The following is a 20499-nucleotide window of genomic DNA, read 5'->3' on the forward strand; positions in this document are numbered from 1 at the left end:
TAGGCTGCTATCTTTTTTAGGCGCAACATGGGTTGCGCCTTTTTTTTATCCTGTGGTTTATCCACTTGTTTGTTGTTGGCACTTTTTTGAAGTCTCCAGGAGAGCCCCATGACCCAATCACGCTATTTCACGATCGGTGAACATCCCGAAGGCCTGCCGGAGCGTTCGCTTTTTCAGCTGGAAACCTGTGAACTGCCCGAGCTCAAGGAAGGTGAAGTACGCATCCGTAATCAGTGGCTTTCCGTGGACCCCTACATGCGCGGGCGCATGAGTGGCGTCAAGACCTATGTTGAGCCCTTTGAGTTGAATAAGCCCATGGAGGGCGGCGCGCTCGGAGAAATCATCGAATCCCGCCACCAAAAGCTGCAAAAGGGCTACCGTGTCGTTCACATGGGCGGTTGGCGAGACGTGGCGCAGGTGAATGGCGATCAGGTGCAGCCCCTGCCGGATATCGACGTGCCGCCACAGGCATTTCTGGGCGTTCTGGGCATGCCCGGGATGACCGCATGGACCGGGCTGACACTGGTGGCCGAGCTTGAATCATCGGACACCGTGCTGATTTCGGCCGCCAGCGGCGCTGTAGGGTCGCTGGCAGCACAGCTGGCCCGTCAAAAGGGTTGCACGGTCATCGGCAGTGCCGGCAGTCAGGAAAAACGTGAGTGGCTTGAAGCCCGGGGCGTCAAGACCATCGATCACCATCAGAGTGCTGATGAGATCAAGCAGGCGTTGAAGGAAGCCGCACCTCAGGGCGTTGACGTTTACTACGAAAACGTCGGTGGCCCCATGCTTGAGGCAGCGTTCGATAGCATGAACGACTTCGGCCGTATTGCAGTGTGTGGCATGATTTCACGCTATAACGAAACGTCACCGTCTGCCGGGCCGGCCAATATTGCCGCCGTGCTGACCAAACGGCTGCGTATGCAGGGCTTTATCGTGCATGAGTGGGTCAAGGGCCATGAGCAGACGTTTTATCAGCAGGTTGGCCCGCTGGTGGCCGATGGCAGCATCGAATATCGCGAGACCGTGGAAGAAGGGCTCGAGCGAACGCCTGACGCCTTTCTGGCCCTGTTTGAAGGAAGCAATGACGGCAAGATGCTGGTGAAACTGGACTGATTTTGAGGTCATGACACCAGTGCTGAACCCGCCTTGTGCGGGTTCAGTCATTTCATGGCGTACTGCCTTCTTCAAGAAGCGCAATCATGTGGAGCGCCTCATCTCGCGTGTGGCCACAAAGCTCATGATCAAAAGTGAAGTCGTGGCAGACCTGCGGTCGGCATGGATCACCAAACAGCCGACAAAGATTATCATCATCAAGCTGGATGCAGCGTGTGCCGGCCGGCTTGCCCTGCGGCATGCCGGGTATGGCAGAACTGATGGAAGGCGCAATACAACAGGCGCCGCACCCCGCGCGGCACCCGTCGTCCTGATTTGTGGCAATTAACCGCGTGTGCTCGTCATCGGCACTCATGCCGGCTCCCGAACCCCATGAGCGGTCGCAACGGCCCCCTTGTCGATCCCTTCAAAGGCCTGTACCCGTACACTGCCGCCGTGCAGTGAAGCGATCTCCTTCGCCATCCAGTGAGCAATCTGTTCTACCGTGGTCGGCGTGGGCAGAATCTCGGCGCGCTCCTGAGGCAGGCGTATCGAAAAGCGCCCCTGCGCCGATTCATACCCGACATGATAGATCTCGTTGTCAGCATCGATCAGGTCGGCGCGATCGATGAGATAGCTATCCTCAAGGCGATGCGACCACTGGGCTTCAAGCGCTTCGCTGCGCTGGCCGTTGTGCCAGATGGCCAGACGCGAGCGATGGCCGTGTGCGATGCGCTGGCAGTTGCCCTTGTGGCGTCGAAGGCCATGGCTATACGTATAGCCGCCGCTGGCATGCGGCTCTTCACGTAGCGACACGCGGATTTTTTCAACCTGCGCCGGCGGGCGTCTGGAAAGCTCGGCAGACAGATAGTCACCCAGGCGTTCAGGCGTGATCCGCTGCCAGGGCAGCAGTGTGTAGGCCTGACGCGGCGCGCGTAGTTCCATGGGCCACGGATGCCGTGTCTGTAGACGCAGTCCCTCGGAGCACTCGTCAACCTTGATATCGTGCGCTTTGGTGGGTACCAGCAGGGTGTGGTCCACGGTGGCGTCGATGCGGGACTTGATCCAGGGCTTGACGTCGCCAAAATCAAACAGCATCCCGTCTTCGCCCAGTGGGCCTTCAAGCTCTACATCAATGTGATAGCTGGCACCGATCAGCCCGCGTTCGGGGCACCAGATGGACACATCCAGGGCGCTCAAGGCATTTACGAAAAGAATCATCAATCAATACCTGCAATCTTGTGTGTCTGCAGGGAGAGCCGCCACTGTGGGTTCGCCATGCAATAGCCCACCGTGTCGGCCATGGTGTTGCCTGTTTCGCCGCGAGGCGCAAGGTCCATGGGCTGCAGAAAAAAGTGATCAAACTCGAGCGCCTTGAAGCGCTCGGGCAGGGCATCTTCCTGCGGATAGACCAGTTTGAGCTCGTTACCTGACAGCTGCTTGAGCTCGGCACGGCCCTTGGGGCTGACACAGAGCCAGTCGATACCCTCCGGTGCCGGCAGCGTACCATTGGTCTCAACCGCGATTTCAAAACCCCGTTCATGCACCGCTTCGATCAGAGCGGCATCCAGCTGGAGCAGGGGCTCACCGCCGGTAAACACCACATAGGGGCGCGCATGATCCGTCTGTTGTGGCCACAGGGCTTTAATATGCTCTGCAAGGTCCGAGGCCTGTCGAAACCGCCCGCCGTTCTGGCCATCGGTGCCGATAAAATCGGTGTCACAAAAACGGCAGATACTGTTGGCGCGGTCCTTTTCACGGCCCGACCAGAGGTTGCAGCCGGTGAAACGACAAAATACCGAGGCACGACCGGCCTGGCCGCCTTCCCCCTGCAGGGTGTAGAACGCTTCCTTGACGCTGTACACGATCAAACCTCCCGGGTGCGAGAGGATTGCATGTGATAGGGCAGTGGGTCCACGAGGCCTTGTGAAGCAAAGGCCTGAAGACGCTCACGACAGCTGCCGCATTCACCGCAGGCAAGCGCTTCGCCCAGGTAGCAGGTCCAGCTGTTGGCATAATCGAGCCCCATCTGCAGTCCTTCGGCAAGGATGTCGTCCTTGCTGGCGTGCAGATAGGGGGCCCGTATTTCCACGGGGGTATAGTTGGCAATCGCCGCGACATCGTTCATGCGCTCGACAAACTCGGGACGGCAGTCGGGGTAGATGGCGTGATCGCCACCGTGTGCCCCGTAGTAACAGATCTCTGCCTCCAGGTTAACGGCGTGGCCGATCGCCAGGGAGAGCAGAATCATGTTGCGGTTGGGGACGACGGTGGCCTTCATGTTGTCTTCGGCGTAGTCGGCACGCGGCATCTGCTGCGTGGCATCGGTCAGTGCCGAGGCACCAATGAGCCCATGAATGGCACGTATATCCACGACCTGATGCGCGACGCCCAGTGACTGGCAGACTTCACTTGCAACATCCAGTTCACGAGCATGGCGCTGGCCATAATGAAAGGAGAGGGCATGAACCTCATGGCCCTCGCGCAGGGCGCGGTGTAAAACAGTGTAGGAGTCCATGCCGCCGGAATAGATAACGACGGCGCGTGATGCGGTCTGTGATGTCATGACGGAGAATTTCTTTGCCGATGGAAATCGACGCCCGGGATCCGGTCCGGACGAGTGGAGGGCGGCAGTGTAACGCCAAAGCCTCGATATGTCAGCAATATATCTTATACCGTTATCTCTAATAACCACGAATTACCCGAATCATAGTCATGTGCTTGCGACAGTAGGAAGATAGATAGAGCTAACTGTCAAAGCGGTGGACAAGAGTGAGAGTGAGAAACAGGTTTCAAAAGCAGCAGGGCCGATAGACGGCCCTGCTGCTTCAGCATGATTTACAGATCATGCCCCAGCACGACCGAACGAATGGCCGAAAAGCTGTGCGCTTCAGGGGGATGATCAAGATCGATGCCCAGTGCGTTACTGACTTCGCGCGCAGAGATTACGCCGCGAATACGAAGGCTGCCGTCTTCCTCATGATCGGTGACCAGTACGTGACGATCACCTGACGCTTTCAGCGTCTGCACCAGATCGCCCACCGTGGCGCGTTCAAGACGCTCATGGTCGATGGCATGGAGCTCTTCACGCGGCAGCTGAATCATATCGACCGTGACATCCTCGCGAGCAAGCGCGCCTTCATGCATGGCGCGCGTCACGGCACTGCCGCCAAACAGGATGCGGGCACTCACGACGCCGGTAAATTCACCCTTGTCATTAATCACCAAAAGCATGTGAATGCTGTTCTGCTTCATCGTCTGCAGGGCGTCATCGACGCTACTGCGAGACGATACGGTAAAGGCGCGCACCTGCTGAAAGTCCGTCAGCAGAGCGAGCGCCGGGCTGTCCATGTCCAGTGACGCGGAGGTCGCATGATGGCCCGGGCGACAGATACTGGTGACGCTGCCCATCTCCTTGAGGGGCAGATGGCTATAAGGGGAGGGGGTATTGTTCATGGGCGTCTCCTGTGCATGCCTTGTCAGGCGTTTTTCTCTCGAAAATGAAAAACATGAAACCAGGTGCGGTTCGATTACAGATGAGGTTTCAGATCGCCCCGTACAACATCGACAAAGGTAATGAACCGGGTATCGCGATCATCATCATTGCGATCCACCCGACAGCCCAGCTGCATGGTGTTTTTGACCAGCAGTTCATCGAAAATTTCCAGCGTTACGCCAATGGCCGGCTTATCCCCGGGTGTGATGACACCCTCTTCCAGGGTAAAGGTTTCCAGCAGGGAGGCCCTGACACGCGTCGTACCGCCTTCTGCGATCACGCGACGCACGAACAGCCAGCCCTCGCAGGCAAGCTCCTCACCGTTGTCCTGACGGCGGCTGAACAGCGTCCGGTAGCATGCCCCCTCGGATGAGGCCCGCTCTGCCATGCTCTTGTAGGAGGCGGTCATTCGTGTCGCCATGGCGCCGGACTTGGCCAGCTTCTGTACGGCACCCCGATGTTCCAGGTCCAGTTTTTCCTGTTTGGAGAAACGCTGCCAGTGCCGGTATTCCTCTAAGATTGAAGTCACATCCATCCCTGTCGTCGCTGCGAATAATAATGTCGAAGGCTATCTTGCCGATACATGATGCTTCTCGCCAGCCCGTCCCCCAAATATGGTCTGTCACCGCCTCAAAATCGAACGGTGACGCATCCCGTATCGGGCAGAACAGACCGCCATCCGTTACAATCAGCGCATCTGACAGGCTGATACCCATGGAAAGTGGAACAAAATGACGATGAAAAGGACATGGATGGGCGTTGCCGCACTGACGCTGATGACAGGGTGCGTTTCGGGACAATACATCGTGGATGACAGGGTCTCCGAGAGTCGGGAAATCAACCCCGTCCAGGGGGCGGATGGTGACTACCTGGGCTCCTTTGCCGTACGCCGGCCCTACACCGACGTGACCCCCATGCAGCTTGAGCAGTGCCTTGATGCCGGCATCCAGCAGCAGCAGGTGAATCTGACGAGCGGGGCACTGCGCGATCCGTTAGGCCAGAGTGGGGGGATGGCCTTTAACGGCATGTCCGGTGATGGTGGCGGCGAGGTGTCGGGCATTACCGGTGTCACGCATTACGAAGGGCGTGATCTGGCCTACCGTCTGGAGATACAGCGCCTGCCGGAAGCCAACTACTATTATTTTGACCGGCTGGGTGAAGCCAGTGGCGGGCAGGATAACCAGTTTGCGCCGATTGGTGCCTGGGCAGAAGCCTCGCCCATTCAGGTCACCCAGGGGCTGGAAGTCGTCGCCGACCGGGTGCAGTCCTGTCTGGAACGTGGCGCGACCAATCAGCCCGGTGAAGACGCCACTGGCTGGCAGCCGCAGTCCTGATAGCGCCGTAAAAAGCGATTGTCAGCAAAAGGCCCCTTCCATGGAAGGGGCCTTTTTGGTATGTCGCGCTGCGGTTGTTAACGTCTAGAACGCCACGATCTGCTCCAGAAAGCGAGGGCCCAGCGCCGGCTCCATGAGCAGGGCAAAGACGACACCGTAGGCCGCCCCCCACAGATGGGCACTGTGATTAACGTTGTCCCCGCCGCGGCGGCCGGCATAGATCGACCAGCCGGTATAGACGATGGCAAAAACGATGGCCGGTACCGGGATCACCAGCACATAGAGGGTGGTCCAGGGGGCGGCCAGAATAAAGGCAAACAGTACGGCCGACACGGCACCGGACGCGCCGAGGCTGCGATAGTTCGGGTCATTTCGATGCGCCAGATAGCTGGGCACGATGGCCGCCACAATCCCACCCAGATAAAACCCGATAAATCCGGCCACGCCGATATAGGAGACAAAAAAGCGCTCGATGGCGCGGCCAAAGAAAAAGAGCGTGAACATGTTGAAAAACAGGTGCCCACCGTTGGCATGCACAAAGCCATGGGTCACGAACCGGTAGAGCTGACCGCGCGCCACGGCCGGTGGCCAGAACAGCAGTTTCTCGAGCAGTCGATGATTGTTGAAACAGGGCAGGGAGACCGCGCAGGTCACCGCAATGAGTAAAAGCGTCAGTGTCATGCCTTTCTCGCGTTGAAGGTGAGATGTGCTCGATCATAACGCAGTGCCTGCAGCCGTGCCTGTTTCGCCCGCGCCATCCCGGTGGGCAGCCTCTGTCGGTCTCGTTTATGCTGAAAGTCGGCATCACGACAAGGCCAACGATACAAGACAAACAATGATTCGGAGGTGCGCATGAGCGGCTATTACCATGACGTCGGCAGTAAACGCTATCGCTTCGAGAGCCTTAAAACGCTGATGGCCTGCGCCACGCCCGAACGCTCCGGCGATCAGCTGGCAGGTATCGCGGCCCCGGACAGCGAAACACGCGCCGCGGCGCAGCTGGCGCTGGCGGAAGTGCCCCTGAGCCGCTTTCTCGAAGAGATGCTGGTGCCCTATGAAGACGACGAGATCACGCGTCTGATAATCGATGGCCATGACCCAGCGGCCTTTGCTCGCGTGGCTCACCTGAGCGTGGGTGAGTTCCGCAATTATCTGCTCTCCCATGAGGTCGACAGCGAGGTGCTGGCGGCCCTGTCGCCCGGTCTGACCCCTGAAATGGTCGCCGCCGTTGCCAAGATCATGCGCCTGCAGGATCTGGTGCTGGTGGGGCGCAAGTGCCGCGTGGTGACTGCCTTTCGTAATACGATCGGTCTTGAAGGGCGGCTGTCGACCCGGCTGCAGCCCAACCATCCCACGGATCACCCCACCGGCATTGCGGCCAGCATTCTCGATGGACTGTTGTACGGCAACGGGGATGCGGTGATCGGGATCAACCCGGCCACCGACAATACCGGTGCTGTGGTAACGCTTTTGAAAATGCTTGATGACATCATCCATCACTACGAGATCCCCGCCCAGAGCTGTGTGCTCACGCACGTCACCACGGCTATCGAGGCCATCAAGCGCGGCGCGCCCACCGATCTGGTCTTTCAATCCATTGCCGGCACTCAGGGGGCCAATCAGGGCTTTGGCATCGACCTGGCGCTGTTGCAGGAAGGTCAGGACGCCGCGCTGTCGCTGGGTCGCGGCACGGTCGGCAACAACGTCATGTATTTCGAAACGGGTCAGGGCAGCGCGCTGTCGGCCGGCGCGCATCATGACGTTGATCAGCAAACGCTCGAGGCGCGGGCCTACGCCGTGGCGCGTCGTTTCAATCCGCTGCTGGTCAACACGGTGGTGGGCTTCATCGGCCCGGAGTACCTGTTTAACGGCAAGCAGATCATGCGCGCGGGTCTGGAGGATCATTTGTGCGGCAAGCTTTTGGGGGTGCCGATGGGCTGCGATGTCTGTTACACCAACCATGCCGAGGCCGACCAAGACGATATGGACGTTTTGCTCACGCTGCTGGGGGCGGCCGGCTGCAACTATGTCATGGGCATTCCCGGCTCGGATGACATCATGCTCAACTACCAGACCACCTCCTTTCACGATGCGCTTTACGTGCGCGAGGTGCTGGGCCTGCGCGCGGCCCCCGAGTTTGAAACCTGGCTTGAGACCATGGCAATCACCGACCGTCATGGTCGAATCATCGTGGATCAGAGCCTGCCGGCTCCCTTTGCTCATGCCCTGACGCGGGCGCACTAACCGGAGAGATGCCATGACAGACCGCTCACCAGACCCGATGAAAACAGACGCAACGAGTGTGGTAACCACCAATCCGTGGCGGCAGCTCAGCGAGTACACCGATGCCCGAATCGGGCTGGGCCGCGCCGGCGGCAGTCTGCCTACCGCGCCGCATCTGGCCTTTCAGCTGGCCCACGCTCAGGCCCGTGATGCTGTGCACCTTCCATTGGATACCGAGCAGATGATGGAGGCGCTCGAGTCGCGCTTTGAAAGCGTTGTGCGCCTTCACAGCCGGGCCGGGGACCGCGGCGAGTATCTGCGCCGGCCTGATCTCGGGCGCCAGCTTAATGAGAGAAGTCTCGAGCAGCTGGAATCAATGAACGTCGAGCAGTGCGATGTGTCGATTGCGGTTGTCGATGGTCTGTCGGCGCGTGCGATTCATGAGCACGCCGCCACGCTGCTGGATCATTTGGTGCCTGAGTTTGAAGCGCGCGGCTGGTCCGTGGGGCCGGTATCGCTGGTCGAGCAGGGTCGCGTGGCCATCGGTGATCCGGTGGGTGAGGCGCTGGGCGCGCGCATGGGACTGGTGCTGATCGGGGAACGCCCGGGGCTCAGCTCGCCGGACAGTCTGGGCGTCTACTTTACCTGGGGGCCGACCCCGGGCCGGTGCGACAGCGAGCGCAACTGTATTTCCAACGTTCGCCCGCGGGGACAATCGTTTGACGCCGCTGCAAAGCTGATCCTGTATCTGCTCGATGAGGCCAGCCGCCGCGAAGTCTCCGGCGTCGAGTTGAAGGATGACTCCGAGGTGGATTCCGAGCTCGGCGACGGCAGTCAGGGCAACTTCCTGCTGCCAAAGGATCAGGCGTCTACCCCGGAGTAACCGGATCTAGCGGTGCCGGCACATCATCCGCCAGCGGCCAGCGCGACCAGTCGATGGCCGCCTCGACGTGATCGGCCAGCCGGTCGATCTCGGCCATGCGATGGGCGTCGTAATCAAAGGGCACCGGCGCCGCAAGCCCGGCCCATTCCAGCAGCACGTTCAGGGTGGCCGGGTGGTCGAACACCCCATGCAGATAGGTGCCCAGAATCCGCCCATCCTCGGAAATTGCCCCGTCCAGCCGGCCGTCATCGAGGGCAAATACGCCGCGGGCCAGCCCTTCACCCAGACTTTCTCCCACGTGGATCTCATACCCCGTGACGGGTGCGCGCGTCTCTCCCTGCCGACCTTCCAGCAGGCAGTGCCCCGTGACCCGGCGCAGCTGTTTGATGGCCTTGAGCGTGGTAGAAAGATCCAGCCAGCCTAGCCCCGCGCTATTACCGGCGGGGCCTTCGACACCCTGCGGATCATCGATGTGCTTGCCCAGCATCTGATAGCCGCCGCAGATCCCGATTACCTTGCCGCCGTAGCGCAGGTGGCGGGCCAGCGCCTCTGACCAGCCCTGCTGGCGCAGCCAGTCCAGATCGGCGCGTACGTGCTTGCTGCCGGGCAGGATGATCAGATCCGCCGCACCCAGCTCATCGGGGTGGCGAACAAAGCGTACGTTGACCTGGGGATGCAGGCGCAGGGCGTCAAAGTCGGTGTGGTTGCTCAGGCGCGGCAGCAGGATGACCGCAACGTTGAGGCCGTCCGCCGCACCGGTACTGTCACCGGCCCGGGACAGGCCGTCTTCTGCTTCCAGGTGAAGGTCCTCGAGCCAGGGCACCACGGCCAGTACCGGTTTGCCGGTGCGCGCTTCGAGCCATTCAAGGCCGGGTTTGAGCAGATTGATGTCGCCACGGAAGCGATTGATGACCAGTCCCACGACCCGCTCGCGCTCCGAGGCGCGGATGATATCCAGCGTCCCCACCAGGTGGGCAAAAACGCCGCCTCGATCGATATCGGCCACCAGAATGACCGGGCAGTCCACGGCCTCGGCAAAGCCCATGTTGGCCAGGTCATGCTCACGCAGGTTGATCTCGGCGGCACTGCCGGCGCCTTCGACCACGACCCGGTCGTAGCCTCGACAGAGCCGGTCGTGGGCGGCCACCACCTGTTTCAGCAATTGGGGCTTGTAGGCGTAGTACTCGGCGGCCTTCATGTGGCCGATGGCATGGCCCGCGACGATCACCTGAGAGCCCTGGTCGCAGGTAGGCTTTAACAGCACCGGGTTGAAGTCGACATGGGCATCCACCTCGGCGGCCATGGCCTGAACGGCCTGGGCACGGCCGATTTCGCCGCCCTCCACGGTGACGGCGCTGTTGAGCGCCATGTTCTGCGGCTTGAAGGGGGCAACCCGGCGCCCGCGGCGCGTCAATATCCGACAGATGGCGGTGACCAGTGCGCTCTTGCCGGCATCCGAGGTGGTGCCCTGGACCATCAGGGTGCGGGACGCCCGGAAACGATCTGTCTGACTCATGACGCGCGCTCCTCCTGTTCGTCGATGCCCAGCAGCAGATCACGCAGTCGCGTCTGGTAATCTGCCGGAGACTGCCACAGACCGCGGGCGATGGCGTCCATCAGCGTTTCGCCCATCTCCTTGAGCGCCTGCGGATTGTGATCGTTCAAAAAGCGCTGATTGTCGGCATCCAGCACCAGCGCATCGGTAATCTGCTCGTACTGATAGTCACTGACCAGTGCCGTGGTGGCGTCCCAGGCAAACAGATAATCCACGCTGGCTGCCATCTCGAAGGCGCCCTTGTAGCCATGGCGCTGCATGGCGCTGATCCACTTCGGGTTGGTGACGCGAGAGCGCATGACCCGGTTGAGTTCTTCCTTGAGCGTGCGCATGCGCGGGCTGGCCGGGTTGGCGTGGTCGCCGAAATAGAGTGCCGGCGTGGCACCCTGCTGGCGGGCGGCGGCGCTCATGCCGCCCTGAAACTGGCTGTAGTCGCCGGAATCGAGCAGGTCATGCTCGCGGTTGTCCTGGTTCTGGACGATGCCTTCCAGCGTCGAGAGCCGTTTCTGGAAGGCCTCCATGGCGGGTTCCCCTTCGACGCCCTTGCCGTAGGCGTAGCCGCCCCAGTTGACATAGGCGCGGGCCAGATCGGCTTCCTCCTGCCAGTGGCCGTTGTCCAGCAGCTTCTGCACGCCGGCGCCGAACGTGCCCGGGCGGGCGCCGAAGATGCGAAAGCCGGCCTGGCGCCGCGCCGTGGTCTCATCGATACCTTCAGCCAGCAGTGCGTCGCACCGGGCCTCGACGTTGGCGGCGATGGTGTTGCCGTTGCCCGGCTCGTTGAGATCGACGAGTTTTTGAACCGCGCTGTCATAAAGCGCGATTAGCCCCGGAAAGGCGTCGCGGAAAAACCCCGATACCCGCAGAGTGACATCCACCCGCGGGCGCCCGAGCAAAAACCCGGGAATGATTTCAAAATCGATCACCCGCTGCGAGCCTGACGCCCAGATTGGGCGCACGCCCATCAGCGCGAAGGCCTGGGCGATGTCATCGCCGCCGGTGCGCATGGTGGCCGTGCCCCACACCGAAAGCCCCAGGCTGGTCGGGTAATCGCCGTGCTCCTGCAGGTGGCGCATGATCAGCGCATCAGCGGATTTCTGCCCCAGCGTCCAGGCGGTTTTTGTCGGCATGGCGCGGCTGTCGACGCTATAGAAGTTGCGTCCGGTGGGCAGCGTGTCAAGCCGGCCACGACTGGGCGCGCCGCTGGCGCCCGGCGGCACAAATTTCCCGGCAAGGCCATCCATCAGCGCCGAGAGTTCGTTGTCCACGCTCTGATGCAGCAGCGGCAGCAGGGTCTCGCGCATGAAGTCGATCACGGCACGCGTCTGCGGCCAGTCATGCGCCGGGAGTGGCGGGGCATCACAAGACAGGACGTGCTGCTCGATCAGCTGTGCCCCGAAAATCTCCAGGCGTTCCCGGGTATGGGCCGAGCTGCGCCAGGTACTGGCCTCAATATCCAGCAGCGCCGCGGGCCATGGCCCCTGCCAGGGCCAGGCCTCAAGCGAGAGCGGGTCAAAATTTTCGTGCACTGTGAGAAGGCCCAGATCCATGGCCATCGCCTGCAGAAGGCTGCGCTCATGGGGCTGACTGCCGCGCGACAGGCGCACCAGCGCCATCAGCGTATCGCGCAGCGAGTCGTGTTCCGGCAGCTCGCCCAGCACGTGCAGCCCGTCACGAATCTGGGCCTCCTTGATGTCGCACAGATAGTTGTCCAGCGCGTCCAGCAGGGTCTGATCGTCTTTCAGCGCATCATCGATTGATGGCCGGTCGCCACTGCTGGCCGAAGGCGACAGGCTGAGCTCTTCGAGCACATGGGTGTTGCGCACCCGCTCGATGATCGCCTCGCGCAGAAACTGCTCGCGGCGCTGATCGAGCCCAAGGGCTTGGTAATACTCATCGGTGAGCCGCTCAAGTTCAGCCAGATCGTCATGGATGCCGGCCCGTGTCATGGGCGGCATCAGATGATCGATGATCACCGCCTGGGCGCGTCGCTTGGCCTGGGCGCCTTCACCGGGGTCGTTGACGATAAACGGATAGAGATGCGGCATGGGGCCAAGCACAATATCCGGCCAGCAGGTATCTGACAGCGCCGTACCCTTGCCGGGCAGCCATTCAAGGTTGCCGTGCTTGCCGACGTGTACAAAGGCGTCCACGCCATAGACGTGGCGCAGCCAGAAGTAGAACGCCAGATAGCCGTGGGTCGGCGGCAGATCCGGATCGTGATAAGCCGCATTCTGGTCGATATCAAAGCCGCGCGCCGGCTGCACGCCCACGAAGGTTTCCCCGAGGCGCATGCCGGACACCATCAACCGCCCCTGACGATACAGCGGGTCATCCGTCGGTTTACCCCAGCGATCAAGCACGGCCTGACGGCAGCTCTGCGGTAACTGCGCGAAATGCTGCTCGTAGGTGGCCAGTAAAAGACTCTGCGCTGCGGGTCGGCTGTCTACATGGGCTGCATCGTTGGTCACGGTTTGTGTGAGCCATTCGATCAGCGCCGTCGGGTCATGGGGCAGGGCATCCGTGACCGGGTAGCCCGTCTCGCGCAGGCGGTGCAGGATGTTGAGCGTCGAGGCTGGCGTATCAAGCCCCACGCCGTTGCCGATACGGGCATCGCTGGAAGGGTAATTGGCCAGCACCAGCGCTACGCGCTTGTTCCGGTTGGGTTTTTCGGCAAGGCTCACCCAGCGCCGCGCCAGTTCGGTGACAAAGCGGGCGCGCTCCTCATGAAGGGCGTGAATCACGATATCGTGCTGACAGCGCGTGGAGTGATAGTGCGCCGACTTGAAGGCAATCGGGCGGGTGATGATGCGCCCGTCCAGCTCCGGAAGTGCTACCTGCATGGCGATATCGCGCGGGCGCAGGCCCATGGGCTGGGTCTGCCAGTCTTCGATCGTGGTGCCCACCATGATCAGCTGCAGGATGGGAATGTGGCGTGTCCAGGGGTGCTGATAGCCGCCCTGCGTGGCGTCAGCGCTCGCGGCCAGGGCAAAGCCGGTGGTGTTGAGCATGATGGTGGCATGACTCTGCTCGATCAGCTCATCGAGTGTGTCCAGACACGGGCGCTCCTTGAGCGAGGCCACCGCCACTGGCAACACGTTGAAGCCGCCCGCTTCCAGAATACTGATGAGCCGATCAAAGACGCTGGTATTGCCCTGCTGCAGATGGCTTCGGTAAAACACCAGCGCGGCCACCGGTTGCTCCGGCTGCCAGCGCGCCTGCCAATGGGCCAGCGTGACCTGTGACGGCGGGGCATCACTTTCCTGCGGCGGGGCGTGCAGGACCACCCGCGGCAAGGGGCGCGGCGCCTGCCAGGCCCGGGGTCGATCGAGATAGCGATCATCGAGCCAGTCGAGCATGGCGCGGGTGTTGTCGGCACCGCCTTCGCGCAGATAGCGCCACACCCGATGCGCCTCCTGATAGCTCACCGTGCCGGCGCCCAGCAGGCTCTCATCCTCGACATCCTCGCCGGGCACCACGATCAGCGTGCGTTGATGACGCTGTGCCCACTCTTTTAACTGCTCCAGGCCATAGCGCCAGTAGGAGGCGCCGCCCAGCAGGGAGAGCACCACCACGCGAGCCCCTTCTGGGGCCTCATCACTGCGCTGATCCAGCACCCGGTCGCGATAAAGATCAAAGGCGGCCGGCTTGAGCAGGTTCATCCAGTTGGCCAGCCGAATGCTGGTGGCGCGTTCGGCGTCATCGGCTTCGATCACGGTGGCCAGCAGGGCCAGGGCGCTGTCGGCAGCCGACAGGATTACCAGCTCGGCGGGCGACTGACCAAGATCGACAATGCCGTTGTCATCGCTGAACCCGCCGGGCTGGGCGGCGAAAAGGTGCATGCGTCACACTCCGTGGCAGGACTGGGGTTGTGCACTCAGCTGAGGCGTTCGTGCTGCTCGGCCTCGGCCAGCGCCGCCTGCAGGCGATCACGATCGAGATGCTTGCCGATCACCACCAGCCGGGTCTGGCGCGTTTCGTCACTGCGCCAGGGGCGGTCAAAGTGATGGGTAAGCCGGTTGCCCACCGCGTGAAGCACCTGGCGCATGGGTTTGCCGACATCGACAAATCCTTTCACCCGATAAATGGTCTGCTCGGCGAGTTCCTGCTCCAGCGCCTGAACCAGCATCTTGCTGTCCACGCTCGCCAGGGTGATGACACAGGAGTCGAAGTCGTCATGGGCATGGTGATGCTCGCGGCCATGGGCATGATGATCATCATGGTGGGTATGAATGTCGTCGGCCCGGCCTTCGGAGGCCAGCTGCATGCCCATGACCGCGGCCACATCGACTTCCCCGTGGGTGGCCCAGAGGGTTTTGACCCGCTCGGGCAGCTCGCCACGCAGCTGCTGCTCCAGTACCCGGCGGGCTTCGTCATCCAGCGCGTCGCCCTTGCTGATGATGACCAGATCCGCCGAGGCGAGCTGATCGTCGAGCAGCTCCTGAAGGCTCGGGTCGTGATCCAGACTCTCGTCGGCCTGACGCTGCGCTTCGATACGTTCGTGATCATGGGCGACCCGGCCGGCGGCCAGGGCCGGGCCGTCGACCACGGTAATAACGCTGTCCACGGTGCAGAACTGCTTGATGTCCGGCCAGTTGAAGGCCTGTACCAGCGGCTTGGGCAGGGCAAGGCCCGAGGTCTCGATCAGGATGTGATCGATCTGGTCGCGGCGCTCGACCAGCTTTTGCATCACCGGCAGAAACTCTTCTTCTACCGTGCAGCAGATACAGCCGTTGGCGAGCTCGAAGACACCCTGTTCGCGCTCAACGACCTCGTTTTCCTCGCAGGCCTCGAGCTGGCAGCTGCGCACCAGTTCAGCGTCGACATCCAGCTCGCCGAATTCGTTGACGATCACGGCGATGCGCTTGCCGCCGGCGTTACGCAACAGATGCGAGAGCAGGGTGGTCTTGCCGCTGCCGAGAAAGCCGGTCACCACGGTAGCGGGGATCTTGTGCAGCTCGGGGCGTGAAGATTCGATAGGGGGCATGAGGCTCTCCTGATGATACGGGTTATTCGGTAAGGGCCATGTAGGCTGCCGGTGTGGCCAGTGCACAGGTAGCGCTGGCGCACTGCTGGCGGTTGACGAGCAGCCGGGCCGTCGCGCCGGTGTGCTGGCGTATGGCGGCAAGGGCGGCGGCTTCGGCCACGCCGGGCACGCCATGCACACGGCGGGTTGTCTCGCTGACCTGGCTCATCGCGGGTTCGCTCTCCCGTAATGCCTCTTTTGATAGCGCGATCAACGGGCAGTGACACGCCCTGGCCAGTGAGGTGATGGCGGTCTCGTGCTGGCGGCCTTCAAGCGTGGTCACCAGTGTGATCTGATCCGGCTGCAGCCCGGCCAGCGCCAGGGTTTGCACCGCCAGCGTCATGAGCGCATCCGACGGGCAGTCCCGTCGACAGCCCACACCGAGGGCAATCGGGCCCCGTTCGGGTTCATTCGGCATGCTGGTATCGCTCAACATGGACCGATGGCGTTGTTATTGCGTCCCTGCTCAGCAGCGCCGCCACGGCGGCAGGATTGGAGGGGAAGAACAGGTGCAGATAGCTGGCGGTCAGTCGACCGCGCCGAAAGATCGCCTCGCCTGGTGCCGGGTGGCTGGCACGACGGCCATACGCAATCGGTTCCAGCGTGTCGTGGCTTCGGGAGTGATGATGCGCATGGCCGCGAATCTCGCCTTCCGCCAGGGGCGCGCTCTGCATGCCCTGACAGCCGCGTTTGGTGCGCATCTCGCCGTGACCGGGCAGCACGCCGGCCATGGGGTGGCAGATGCCGTCCTGGTCGGTCAGGGTCTGCTGCAGATAGAGCATGCCGCCGCACTCGGCGAGAATGGGCAGACCGCGTGCATCAAGATGTCGAATGGCCTCGCACATGCTTTGATTGGCGCCCAGCGCCGCGGCGTGCAGTTCCGGATAGCCGCCCGGCAGCCACAGAGCATCAAGGGCCTCCGGCAGGCTCGTATCTGCCAGCGGCGAGAACCAGCAGAGCTCGGCCCCCATGGCTTCCAGCAGTCGGGTATTGGCGGCGTAGATAAAGCTGAACGCTGCATCTCTTGCGACACCGATACGCTTGCCGGCCAGCGCGCGAGGCGGCGTGTCGATCTCCTGCGGTTCGAACGCCACCGCCGTGGGCAGTTCGGTCAGGGCCTGGCCTTCGAGCAGATCGGCGGCGGCATCGAGTCGAGCATCAAGGGACAGGCTATCGGGATCTTCCGCCTCGCCGGGCTGGACCAGCCCCAGATGACGCGAGGGCAGGGCAAGGTGCTCCTCTCGGGGCATGGCGGCCAGTAGCCGGACATCATCGGGCAGGCTGTCTTCGATCAGCTGGCGGTGTCGCTCGCTGCCCAGCGCGTTGGCGACCAGACCGTGAAAGCGCATCTCCGGGCGATAGCGGGCCAGCCCCAGGCCGATGGCGGCCACGGTCTGCGCCATGCCGCGGGCATTGATGACACAGGCCACTGGAATGTCGAAGGCCACCGCCAGATCGGCACTCGATGGCGTGCCGTCATACAGCCCCATGGCGCCTTCGATCAGAATCAGGTCGGCCTCACGGGCGGCGCGGTACAGCTGCTCGCGGCAGAAGGTGTCACCGGCCATCCACAGATCCAGCGGTTCCACCGACGCGCCCGAGGCCAGCGCCAGAATCTGGGGATCCAGATAGTCGGGCCCGGTCTTGAAGACCACGACCCGGCGGCCCTGGTGGCTGTGGTAGCGCGCCAGCGCGGCGGTGAGAGTGGTCTTGCCCTGACCCGAGGCCATGGCAGAAAGAAAGAGTGCCGGGCAGTACGCGGTATCTGACATCAGTATTCGATCCCCGCCTGTGCCTTGACGCCGAGCCGGAAGGCGTGGCGCTCGTCGTGAATGATGCTGATGGTATCGGCGATGTCCTGAATTTCGCGGGCCATGGTGCGCCCGGTGATCATCACGTTCTGGTGGGCCGGTCGCGCCTTGAGGGCCCGGGCGATCTGCTCGGCGTCGAGATAGCCGTACTTGATCATGTAGGAAAGCTCGTCAAAGAGCAGAAAGTGATACTGGTCATCGGCAAGCAGGCGTTCTGCCAGTGCCCAGGCCTCCTGCGCCGCCTGACGTTCTCGTTCGGGGTCGCGCACTTCCCAGCTGAAGCCGTGGCCCATGACGTGAAAGTCGACCTGCGGGTGCTCGTTGAAAAAAAGATACTCGCCGGTGGCGCGTCGGCCCTTGATGAACTGAATGACCGCACAGCGCTGTCCGTGGCCCATGGCGCGGGCCATGGTGCCAAAGGCCGAGCTGCTTTTGCCCTTGCCGTTGCCCTTGAGCACGATCAAAACACCGCGTTCCTGATCGGCATTGGCAATGCGCTCATCAACGATGCGCTTTTTGGTCGCCATGCGCTGCTGATAGCGGCTGGCCTCCTGATCGGTGTTGTCGTCACTATGGTTGTCATCACTATGGTGCTGACTCACGATGTTCTCCCGGGCGCTGTCGTCGTAAGGGGGTGAGGATGCGACGCGGCCGGTGTGTTGTTGGTCGTGTTGTCGACCAGGCCGTCCAGGGTATGACAGGTGGCGCCAAGCGTTGCGGCCAGTTCCTGCGCGCGGCCCAGTGCTTCCCCCCGGGGTTCGCAGTCGACGATGTGCGTCTCACAGGCGAAGAGGGGGATGTCCAGGTCATCCCGACTGCGGGCATCGGTGAGTATCCAGAGGCTGGTGGTCACACCGGGCTTCTGGCGCGAGAGCTGCGTCAGACGCTGGCGGGTGTCATCAAGCCCTTGTCGCAGGGGCGTGCCGCCGCCCGGTTCAATTCTTTCCAGCAGGGGCGCGATCGTGCGCGGCGCCCGCCGGGGCGTCATGACCTCGGTAAGGCCGTCACCGCCCAGCGTCAGCAGCATCAGCTGCTCACGCGTGAGATAGGCATTGGAGGCGAGTCGCTCGACCAGCGCCATGGCCCTTTCAAGCTGGCGCGACCGCTGCTGGCCACCCTGACGGCTCAGGCTGGAGCCGGAAATATCCAGCACGATGCAGGTGAGTTTCTCAGGACGACGTCTTTCGCGCTGCCAGACCAGTGACTGCGGACCGTCGAGCGATAGGCGACCGTGGTGGGTCGCTGCCCTGCGCAGGCTCCCGGGCCAGTCGATACGCGCTCGGCCGATGGCATGGCGGCCCTTCATTTGTGTATGTTTCTGTCCGGTCCGCGGTGTCGGTTCGGCTGAGGGCAGCTGAATAGATCCGCCGGTAGTCGCATTCAGGGCAAGCGATGGCCGGTGGGCTGGTAGATGGCCCCAGTCACCGTTGTGCTTGTCACGACGATCACCACGATTCTCGTCAGACGCCTGATGCTCTTTGCGGTTGTCAGAATGCGGTGGCGGCGCCGCATCAGTCCGGTCGCCCGAGGCCTCGTGGCGCGATGTGAGATCGGGCCGGTTCGGCGCCTCGGGGGGCGTTCGACGCCCCTGATAGCGGTCCGATTGATCAGGCGCCTTGCTCTCTTCCGGTGGCCTGCTTTCTGTATCGGCTGTGTCGCGCCGAGCGCTGCCGTTGTCATTGCCGGAGTTGCCGTTTTCAGATGTGTCGGCCTTTTCCTCCCATTCGGGGGCCCGATGGGCCAGCACCAGTGGCGCCAGTGACTCGATATCTTCCAGCGTGACGGTGTTTCGACCCTGCCAGGCGGCATGAGCCAGCGCCCCCCGACGCCAGGCGAGATCGGCGCGCACGCCCTCCACGCCGGCCTCGACGCAGCGCCTGGCAATGATGCGAGCCAGTTCGGGAGGCAGGGCGACCGTCGTGAGTCGTTCACGAGCAGCCTGCAGTCGATCGCTCAAATGTGACTGCTCATCCTGCCAGGCGGCCATGAAGGCATGAGGGTCGTGATCGAAGGCCAGCCGGCGCTCGACAATCTGCAGGCGCTGCTCGATATCCGGGGCGGCGTGATCCAGTACGGACAGGCCGAAGCGGTCCAGCAGCTGCGCTCGCAGCTCGCCTTCATCGGGATTCATGGTACCGACCAGCAGGAACTCTGCGGGGTGTTGATGGCTGATGCCATCGCGTTCGACATGGTTGACGCCGCTGGCGGCCACATCGAGCAGCAGATCGACCAGCGCATCGGGCAGCAGATTGACCTCGTCGATATAGAGCACGCCTTCATGAGCGCGTGCGAGCAGACCGGGCTGGAAGGCGACTTCACCATCGCCCAGGGCCCGCCCCAGATCCAGCGTGCCGGTCAGCTGGGCTTCGTCGGCGCCCAGCGGCAGTGTGATCAGTGACGAGCGGGAAAAGGGCAGCAGCTCGGCAAGGCTGCGTGCCAGTGTGGATTTGGCCGTACCGCGCGGACCGCTGACGAGCACGCCACCCAGACGCGGGTCCAGTGCGGCCAGAATCAGCGCAAGCTTGAGGCGCTCGTGACCGGTGACGGCCGCAAAGGGGAAAAGGGGGCGTGTGGTCCGGGTCATGCCACCTCCGGGCAAGAGAGGCATGACGACACCAAAAGACGGCCCGTCGACCCTATGGAGTCCGTGGCAGCGTCAACAAACGCAGCGGCTGTCGGCAGGGACAGCCACCTGATAGGAAAATGCATCAATCGTGTGCTCCTGCGTATCGACCCGTACGCGTGGCAGTCATTACTGATGATGTCGTAAGCATCACCACCCTGTATTATCGCCGGGCCGGTCTCCGGGCTGACGAGCTGGCAGATAGGTGTTCTGCCGGGCTGAAGCACCTTCCCGACCATGAAGAAGGTCAGTGGTCTGGCGCCAGGCGCCTGCTTCAAGCCACTCGATTACCGTTGCGGGGACAGCAGTGAACTTGCATCACTTTCCCGATTATCCCGTGCAGACGGCACGGGCACCCGAGCGCTGCTCATCGTGGGCCGGGGCAATGATGGAGTCAAGCCCGGCGCAGCGGTGCGCCCGGGCCCGCCTGAGGCGTGGCGTCACTTTATCGTTGTTCCG

At 62.4% G+C, this 20499-nt stretch carries 18 protein-coding genes and 1 riboswitch; of the genes, 4 read left to right on the forward strand and 14 right to left on the reverse strand.

Annotated features, from left to right (window positions below; all coding sequences use genetic code 11):
• The first annotated feature begins 108 nt into the window (after positions 1 to 108).
• Positions 109 to 1113, forward strand: a complete 1005-nt coding sequence (locus C8D72_RS04010) for an NADP-dependent oxidoreductase (RefSeq protein ID WP_115853080.1) — start codon at positions 109 to 111, stop codon at positions 1111 to 1113.
• 52 nt (positions 1114 to 1165) lie between these two features.
• Here C8D72_RS04010 and C8D72_RS04015 read toward each other — a convergent pair whose 3' ends face one another.
• From C8D72_RS04015 to C8D72_RS04040, 6 genes are all read right to left on the reverse strand, one after another.
• Complete coding sequence (locus C8D72_RS04015; RefSeq protein ID WP_115853081.1) at positions 1166 to 1468, reverse strand: YkgJ family cysteine cluster protein; 303 nt, start codon at positions 1466 to 1468, stop codon at positions 1166 to 1168.
• Positions 1465 to 2313, reverse strand: a complete 849-nt coding sequence (locus C8D72_RS04020; RefSeq protein WP_115853082.1) for a 6-carboxytetrahydropterin synthase — start codon at positions 2311 to 2313, stop codon at positions 1465 to 1467. The genes C8D72_RS04015 and C8D72_RS04020 overlap by 4 nt, the downstream gene beginning before the upstream one ends.
• On the reverse strand, positions 2313 to 2957 hold the full coding sequence (queE, locus tag C8D72_RS04025) for a 7-carboxy-7-deazaguanine synthase (protein WP_115853083.1): 645 nt from the start codon (positions 2955 to 2957) through the stop codon (positions 2313 to 2315). The genes C8D72_RS04020 and queE overlap by 1 nt, the downstream gene beginning before the upstream one ends.
• Positions 2958 to 2959: 2 nt before the next feature.
• Entirely contained in the window at positions 2960 to 3658 is a 699-nt protein-coding gene (queC, locus tag C8D72_RS04030; protein ID WP_115853084.1) for a 7-cyano-7-deazaguanine synthase QueC, read from the reverse strand.
• Between the two features lie 272 nt (positions 3659 to 3930).
• Positions 3931 to 4548: a CBS domain-containing protein gene (locus tag C8D72_RS04035; protein WP_115853085.1), complete on the reverse strand. Its 618-nt coding sequence runs from the start codon at positions 4546 to 4548 to the stop codon at positions 3931 to 3933.
• Positions 4549 to 4622: 74 nt separating this feature from the next.
• Complete coding sequence (locus C8D72_RS04040) at positions 4623 to 5123, reverse strand: hypothetical protein (protein WP_115853086.1); 501 nt, start codon at positions 5121 to 5123, stop codon at positions 4623 to 4625.
• Positions 5124 to 5325: 202 nt separating this feature from the next.
• On the opposite strand from C8D72_RS04040, the gene C8D72_RS04045 reads away from it, so the two are divergent.
• Positions 5326 to 5922, forward strand: a complete 597-nt coding sequence (locus C8D72_RS04045; protein ID WP_147301497.1) for a hypothetical protein — start codon at positions 5326 to 5328, stop codon at positions 5920 to 5922.
• A gap of 84 nt (positions 5923 to 6006) precedes the next feature.
• On the opposite strand, the gene C8D72_RS04050 is transcribed toward C8D72_RS04045, so the two are convergent.
• Positions 6007 to 6603, reverse strand: a complete 597-nt coding sequence (locus C8D72_RS04050; protein WP_115853088.1) for a rhomboid family intramembrane serine protease — start codon at positions 6601 to 6603, stop codon at positions 6007 to 6009.
• A 171-nt stretch (positions 6604 to 6774) separates the two neighbouring features.
• Between C8D72_RS04050 and C8D72_RS04055 the strand changes: the two genes are divergently transcribed.
• Both C8D72_RS04055 and eutC read left to right on the forward strand, forming a co-directional pair.
• On the forward strand, positions 6775 to 8166 hold the full coding sequence (locus tag C8D72_RS04055) for an ethanolamine ammonia-lyase subunit EutB (RefSeq protein WP_115853089.1): 1392 nt from the start codon (positions 6775 to 6777) through the stop codon (positions 8164 to 8166).
• A gap of 13 nt (positions 8167 to 8179) precedes the next feature.
• A complete protein-coding gene (gene eutC, locus C8D72_RS04060; protein WP_245955139.1) occupies positions 8180 to 9028 on the forward strand; it encodes an ethanolamine ammonia-lyase subunit EutC in 849 nt (282 codons plus the stop codon).
• Here eutC and C8D72_RS04065 read toward each other — a convergent pair.
• From C8D72_RS04065 to C8D72_RS04095, 7 genes are all read right to left on the reverse strand, one after another.
• Positions 9015 to 10544, reverse strand: a complete 1530-nt coding sequence (locus tag C8D72_RS04065) for a cobyric acid synthase (protein ID WP_245955140.1) — start codon at positions 10542 to 10544, stop codon at positions 9015 to 9017. The two genes, eutC and C8D72_RS04065, sit on opposite strands and share 14 nt — an antisense overlap.
• Complete coding sequence (gene cobN, locus C8D72_RS04070) at positions 10541 to 14422, reverse strand: cobaltochelatase subunit CobN (RefSeq protein WP_115853091.1); 3882 nt, start codon at positions 14420 to 14422, stop codon at positions 10541 to 10543. Before cobN ends, C8D72_RS04065 begins: the two co-directional genes overlap by 4 nt.
• A 35-nt stretch (positions 14423 to 14457) precedes the next feature.
• Entirely contained in the window at positions 14458 to 15567 is a 1110-nt protein-coding gene (gene cobW, locus C8D72_RS04075) for a cobalamin biosynthesis protein CobW (protein WP_115853092.1), read from the reverse strand.
• Positions 15568 to 15589: 22 nt separating this feature from the next.
• The gene (locus C8D72_RS04080) at positions 15590 to 16024 is read right to left on the reverse strand and encodes a cobalamin biosynthesis protein (RefSeq protein WP_170140494.1); all 435 of its coding nucleotides are present in this window, start codon (positions 16022 to 16024) and stop codon (positions 15590 to 15592) included.
• The gene (locus C8D72_RS04085; RefSeq protein WP_115853094.1) at positions 16014 to 17378 is read right to left on the reverse strand and encodes a cobyrinic acid a,c-diamide synthase CobB; all 1365 of its coding nucleotides are present in this window, start codon (positions 17376 to 17378) and stop codon (positions 16014 to 16016) included. The genes C8D72_RS04080 and C8D72_RS04085 overlap by 11 nt, the downstream gene beginning before the upstream one ends.
• Positions 17378 to 17944, reverse strand: coding sequence for a cob(I)yrinic acid a,c-diamide adenosyltransferase (gene cobO, locus C8D72_RS04090; protein WP_115853613.1), 567 nt, complete (start codon positions 17942 to 17944; stop codon positions 17378 to 17380). Before cobO ends, C8D72_RS04085 begins: the two co-directional genes overlap by 1 nt.
• A gap of 71 nt (positions 17945 to 18015) precedes the next feature.
• Positions 18016 to 20001, reverse strand: a complete 1986-nt coding sequence (locus tag C8D72_RS04095; RefSeq protein ID WP_115853095.1) for an ATP-binding protein — start codon at positions 19999 to 20001, stop codon at positions 18016 to 18018.
• A gap of 194 nt (positions 20002 to 20195) precedes the next feature.
• A riboswitch (cobalamin riboswitch) is annotated at positions 20196 to 20416 on the reverse strand.
• Positions 20417 to 20499 lie beyond the last annotated feature (83 nt).

The organism is Kushneria indalinina DSM 14324 (assembly GCF_003385845.1).
GTDB lineage: Bacteria > Pseudomonadota > Gammaproteobacteria > Pseudomonadales > Halomonadaceae > Kushneria > Kushneria indalinina.

Bases quoted from the DNA above. Each gene is read 5' to 3' on its own strand.
- C8D72_RS04010 (WP_115853080.1), top strand. From the start codon at position 109: ATGACCCAATCACGCTATTTCACGATCGGTGAACATCCCGAAGGCCTG.
- C8D72_RS04015 (WP_115853081.1), bottom strand. From the start codon at position 1,468: ATGAGTGCCGATGACGAGCACACGCGGTTAATTGCCACAAATCAGGAC.
- C8D72_RS04020 (WP_115853082.1), bottom strand. From the start codon at position 2,313: ATGATTCTTTTCGTAAATGCCTTGAGCGCCCTGGATGTGTCCATCTGG.
- queC (WP_115853084.1), bottom strand. From the start codon at position 3,658: ATGACATCACAGACCGCATCACGCGCCGTCGTTATCTATTCCGGCGGC.
- C8D72_RS04035 (WP_115853085.1), bottom strand. From the start codon at position 4,548: ATGAACAATACCCCCTCCCCTTATAGCCATCTGCCCCTCAAGGAGATG.
- C8D72_RS04040 (WP_115853086.1), bottom strand. From the start codon at position 5,123: ATGGATGTGACTTCAATCTTAGAGGAATACCGGCACTGGCAGCGTTTC.
- C8D72_RS04045 (WP_147301497.1), top strand. From the start codon at position 5,326: ATGAAAAGGACATGGATGGGCGTTGCCGCACTGACGCTGATGACAGGG.
- C8D72_RS04050 (WP_115853088.1), bottom strand. From the start codon at position 6,603: ATGACACTGACGCTTTTACTCATTGCGGTGACCTGCGCGGTCTCCCTG.
- C8D72_RS04055 (WP_115853089.1), top strand. From the start codon at position 6,775: ATGAGCGGCTATTACCATGACGTCGGCAGTAAACGCTATCGCTTCGAG.
- eutC (WP_245955139.1), top strand. From the start codon at position 8,180: ATGACAGACCGCTCACCAGACCCGATGAAAACAGACGCAACGAGTGTG.
- C8D72_RS04065 (WP_245955140.1), bottom strand. From the start codon at position 10,544: ATGAGTCAGACAGATCGTTTCCGGGCGTCCCGCACCCTGATGGTCCAG.
- cobN (WP_115853091.1), bottom strand. From the start codon at position 14,422: ATGCACCTTTTCGCCGCCCAGCCCGGCGGGTTCAGCGATGACAACGGC.
- cobW (WP_115853092.1), bottom strand. From the start codon at position 15,567: ATGCCCCCTATCGAATCTTCACGCCCCGAGCTGCACAAGATCCCCGCT.
- C8D72_RS04080 (WP_170140494.1), bottom strand. From the start codon at position 16,024: ATGCCGAATGAACCCGAACGGGGCCCGATTGCCCTCGGTGTGGGCTGT.
- C8D72_RS04085 (WP_115853094.1), bottom strand. From the start codon at position 17,378: ATGTCAGATACCGCGTACTGCCCGGCACTCTTTCTTTCTGCCATGGCC.
- cobO (WP_115853613.1), bottom strand. From the start codon at position 17,944: ATGGCGACCAAAAAGCGCATCGTTGATGAGCGCATTGCCAATGCCGAT.
- C8D72_RS04095 (WP_115853095.1), bottom strand. From the start codon at position 20,001: ATGACCCGGACCACACGCCCCCTTTTCCCCTTTGCGGCCGTCACCGGT.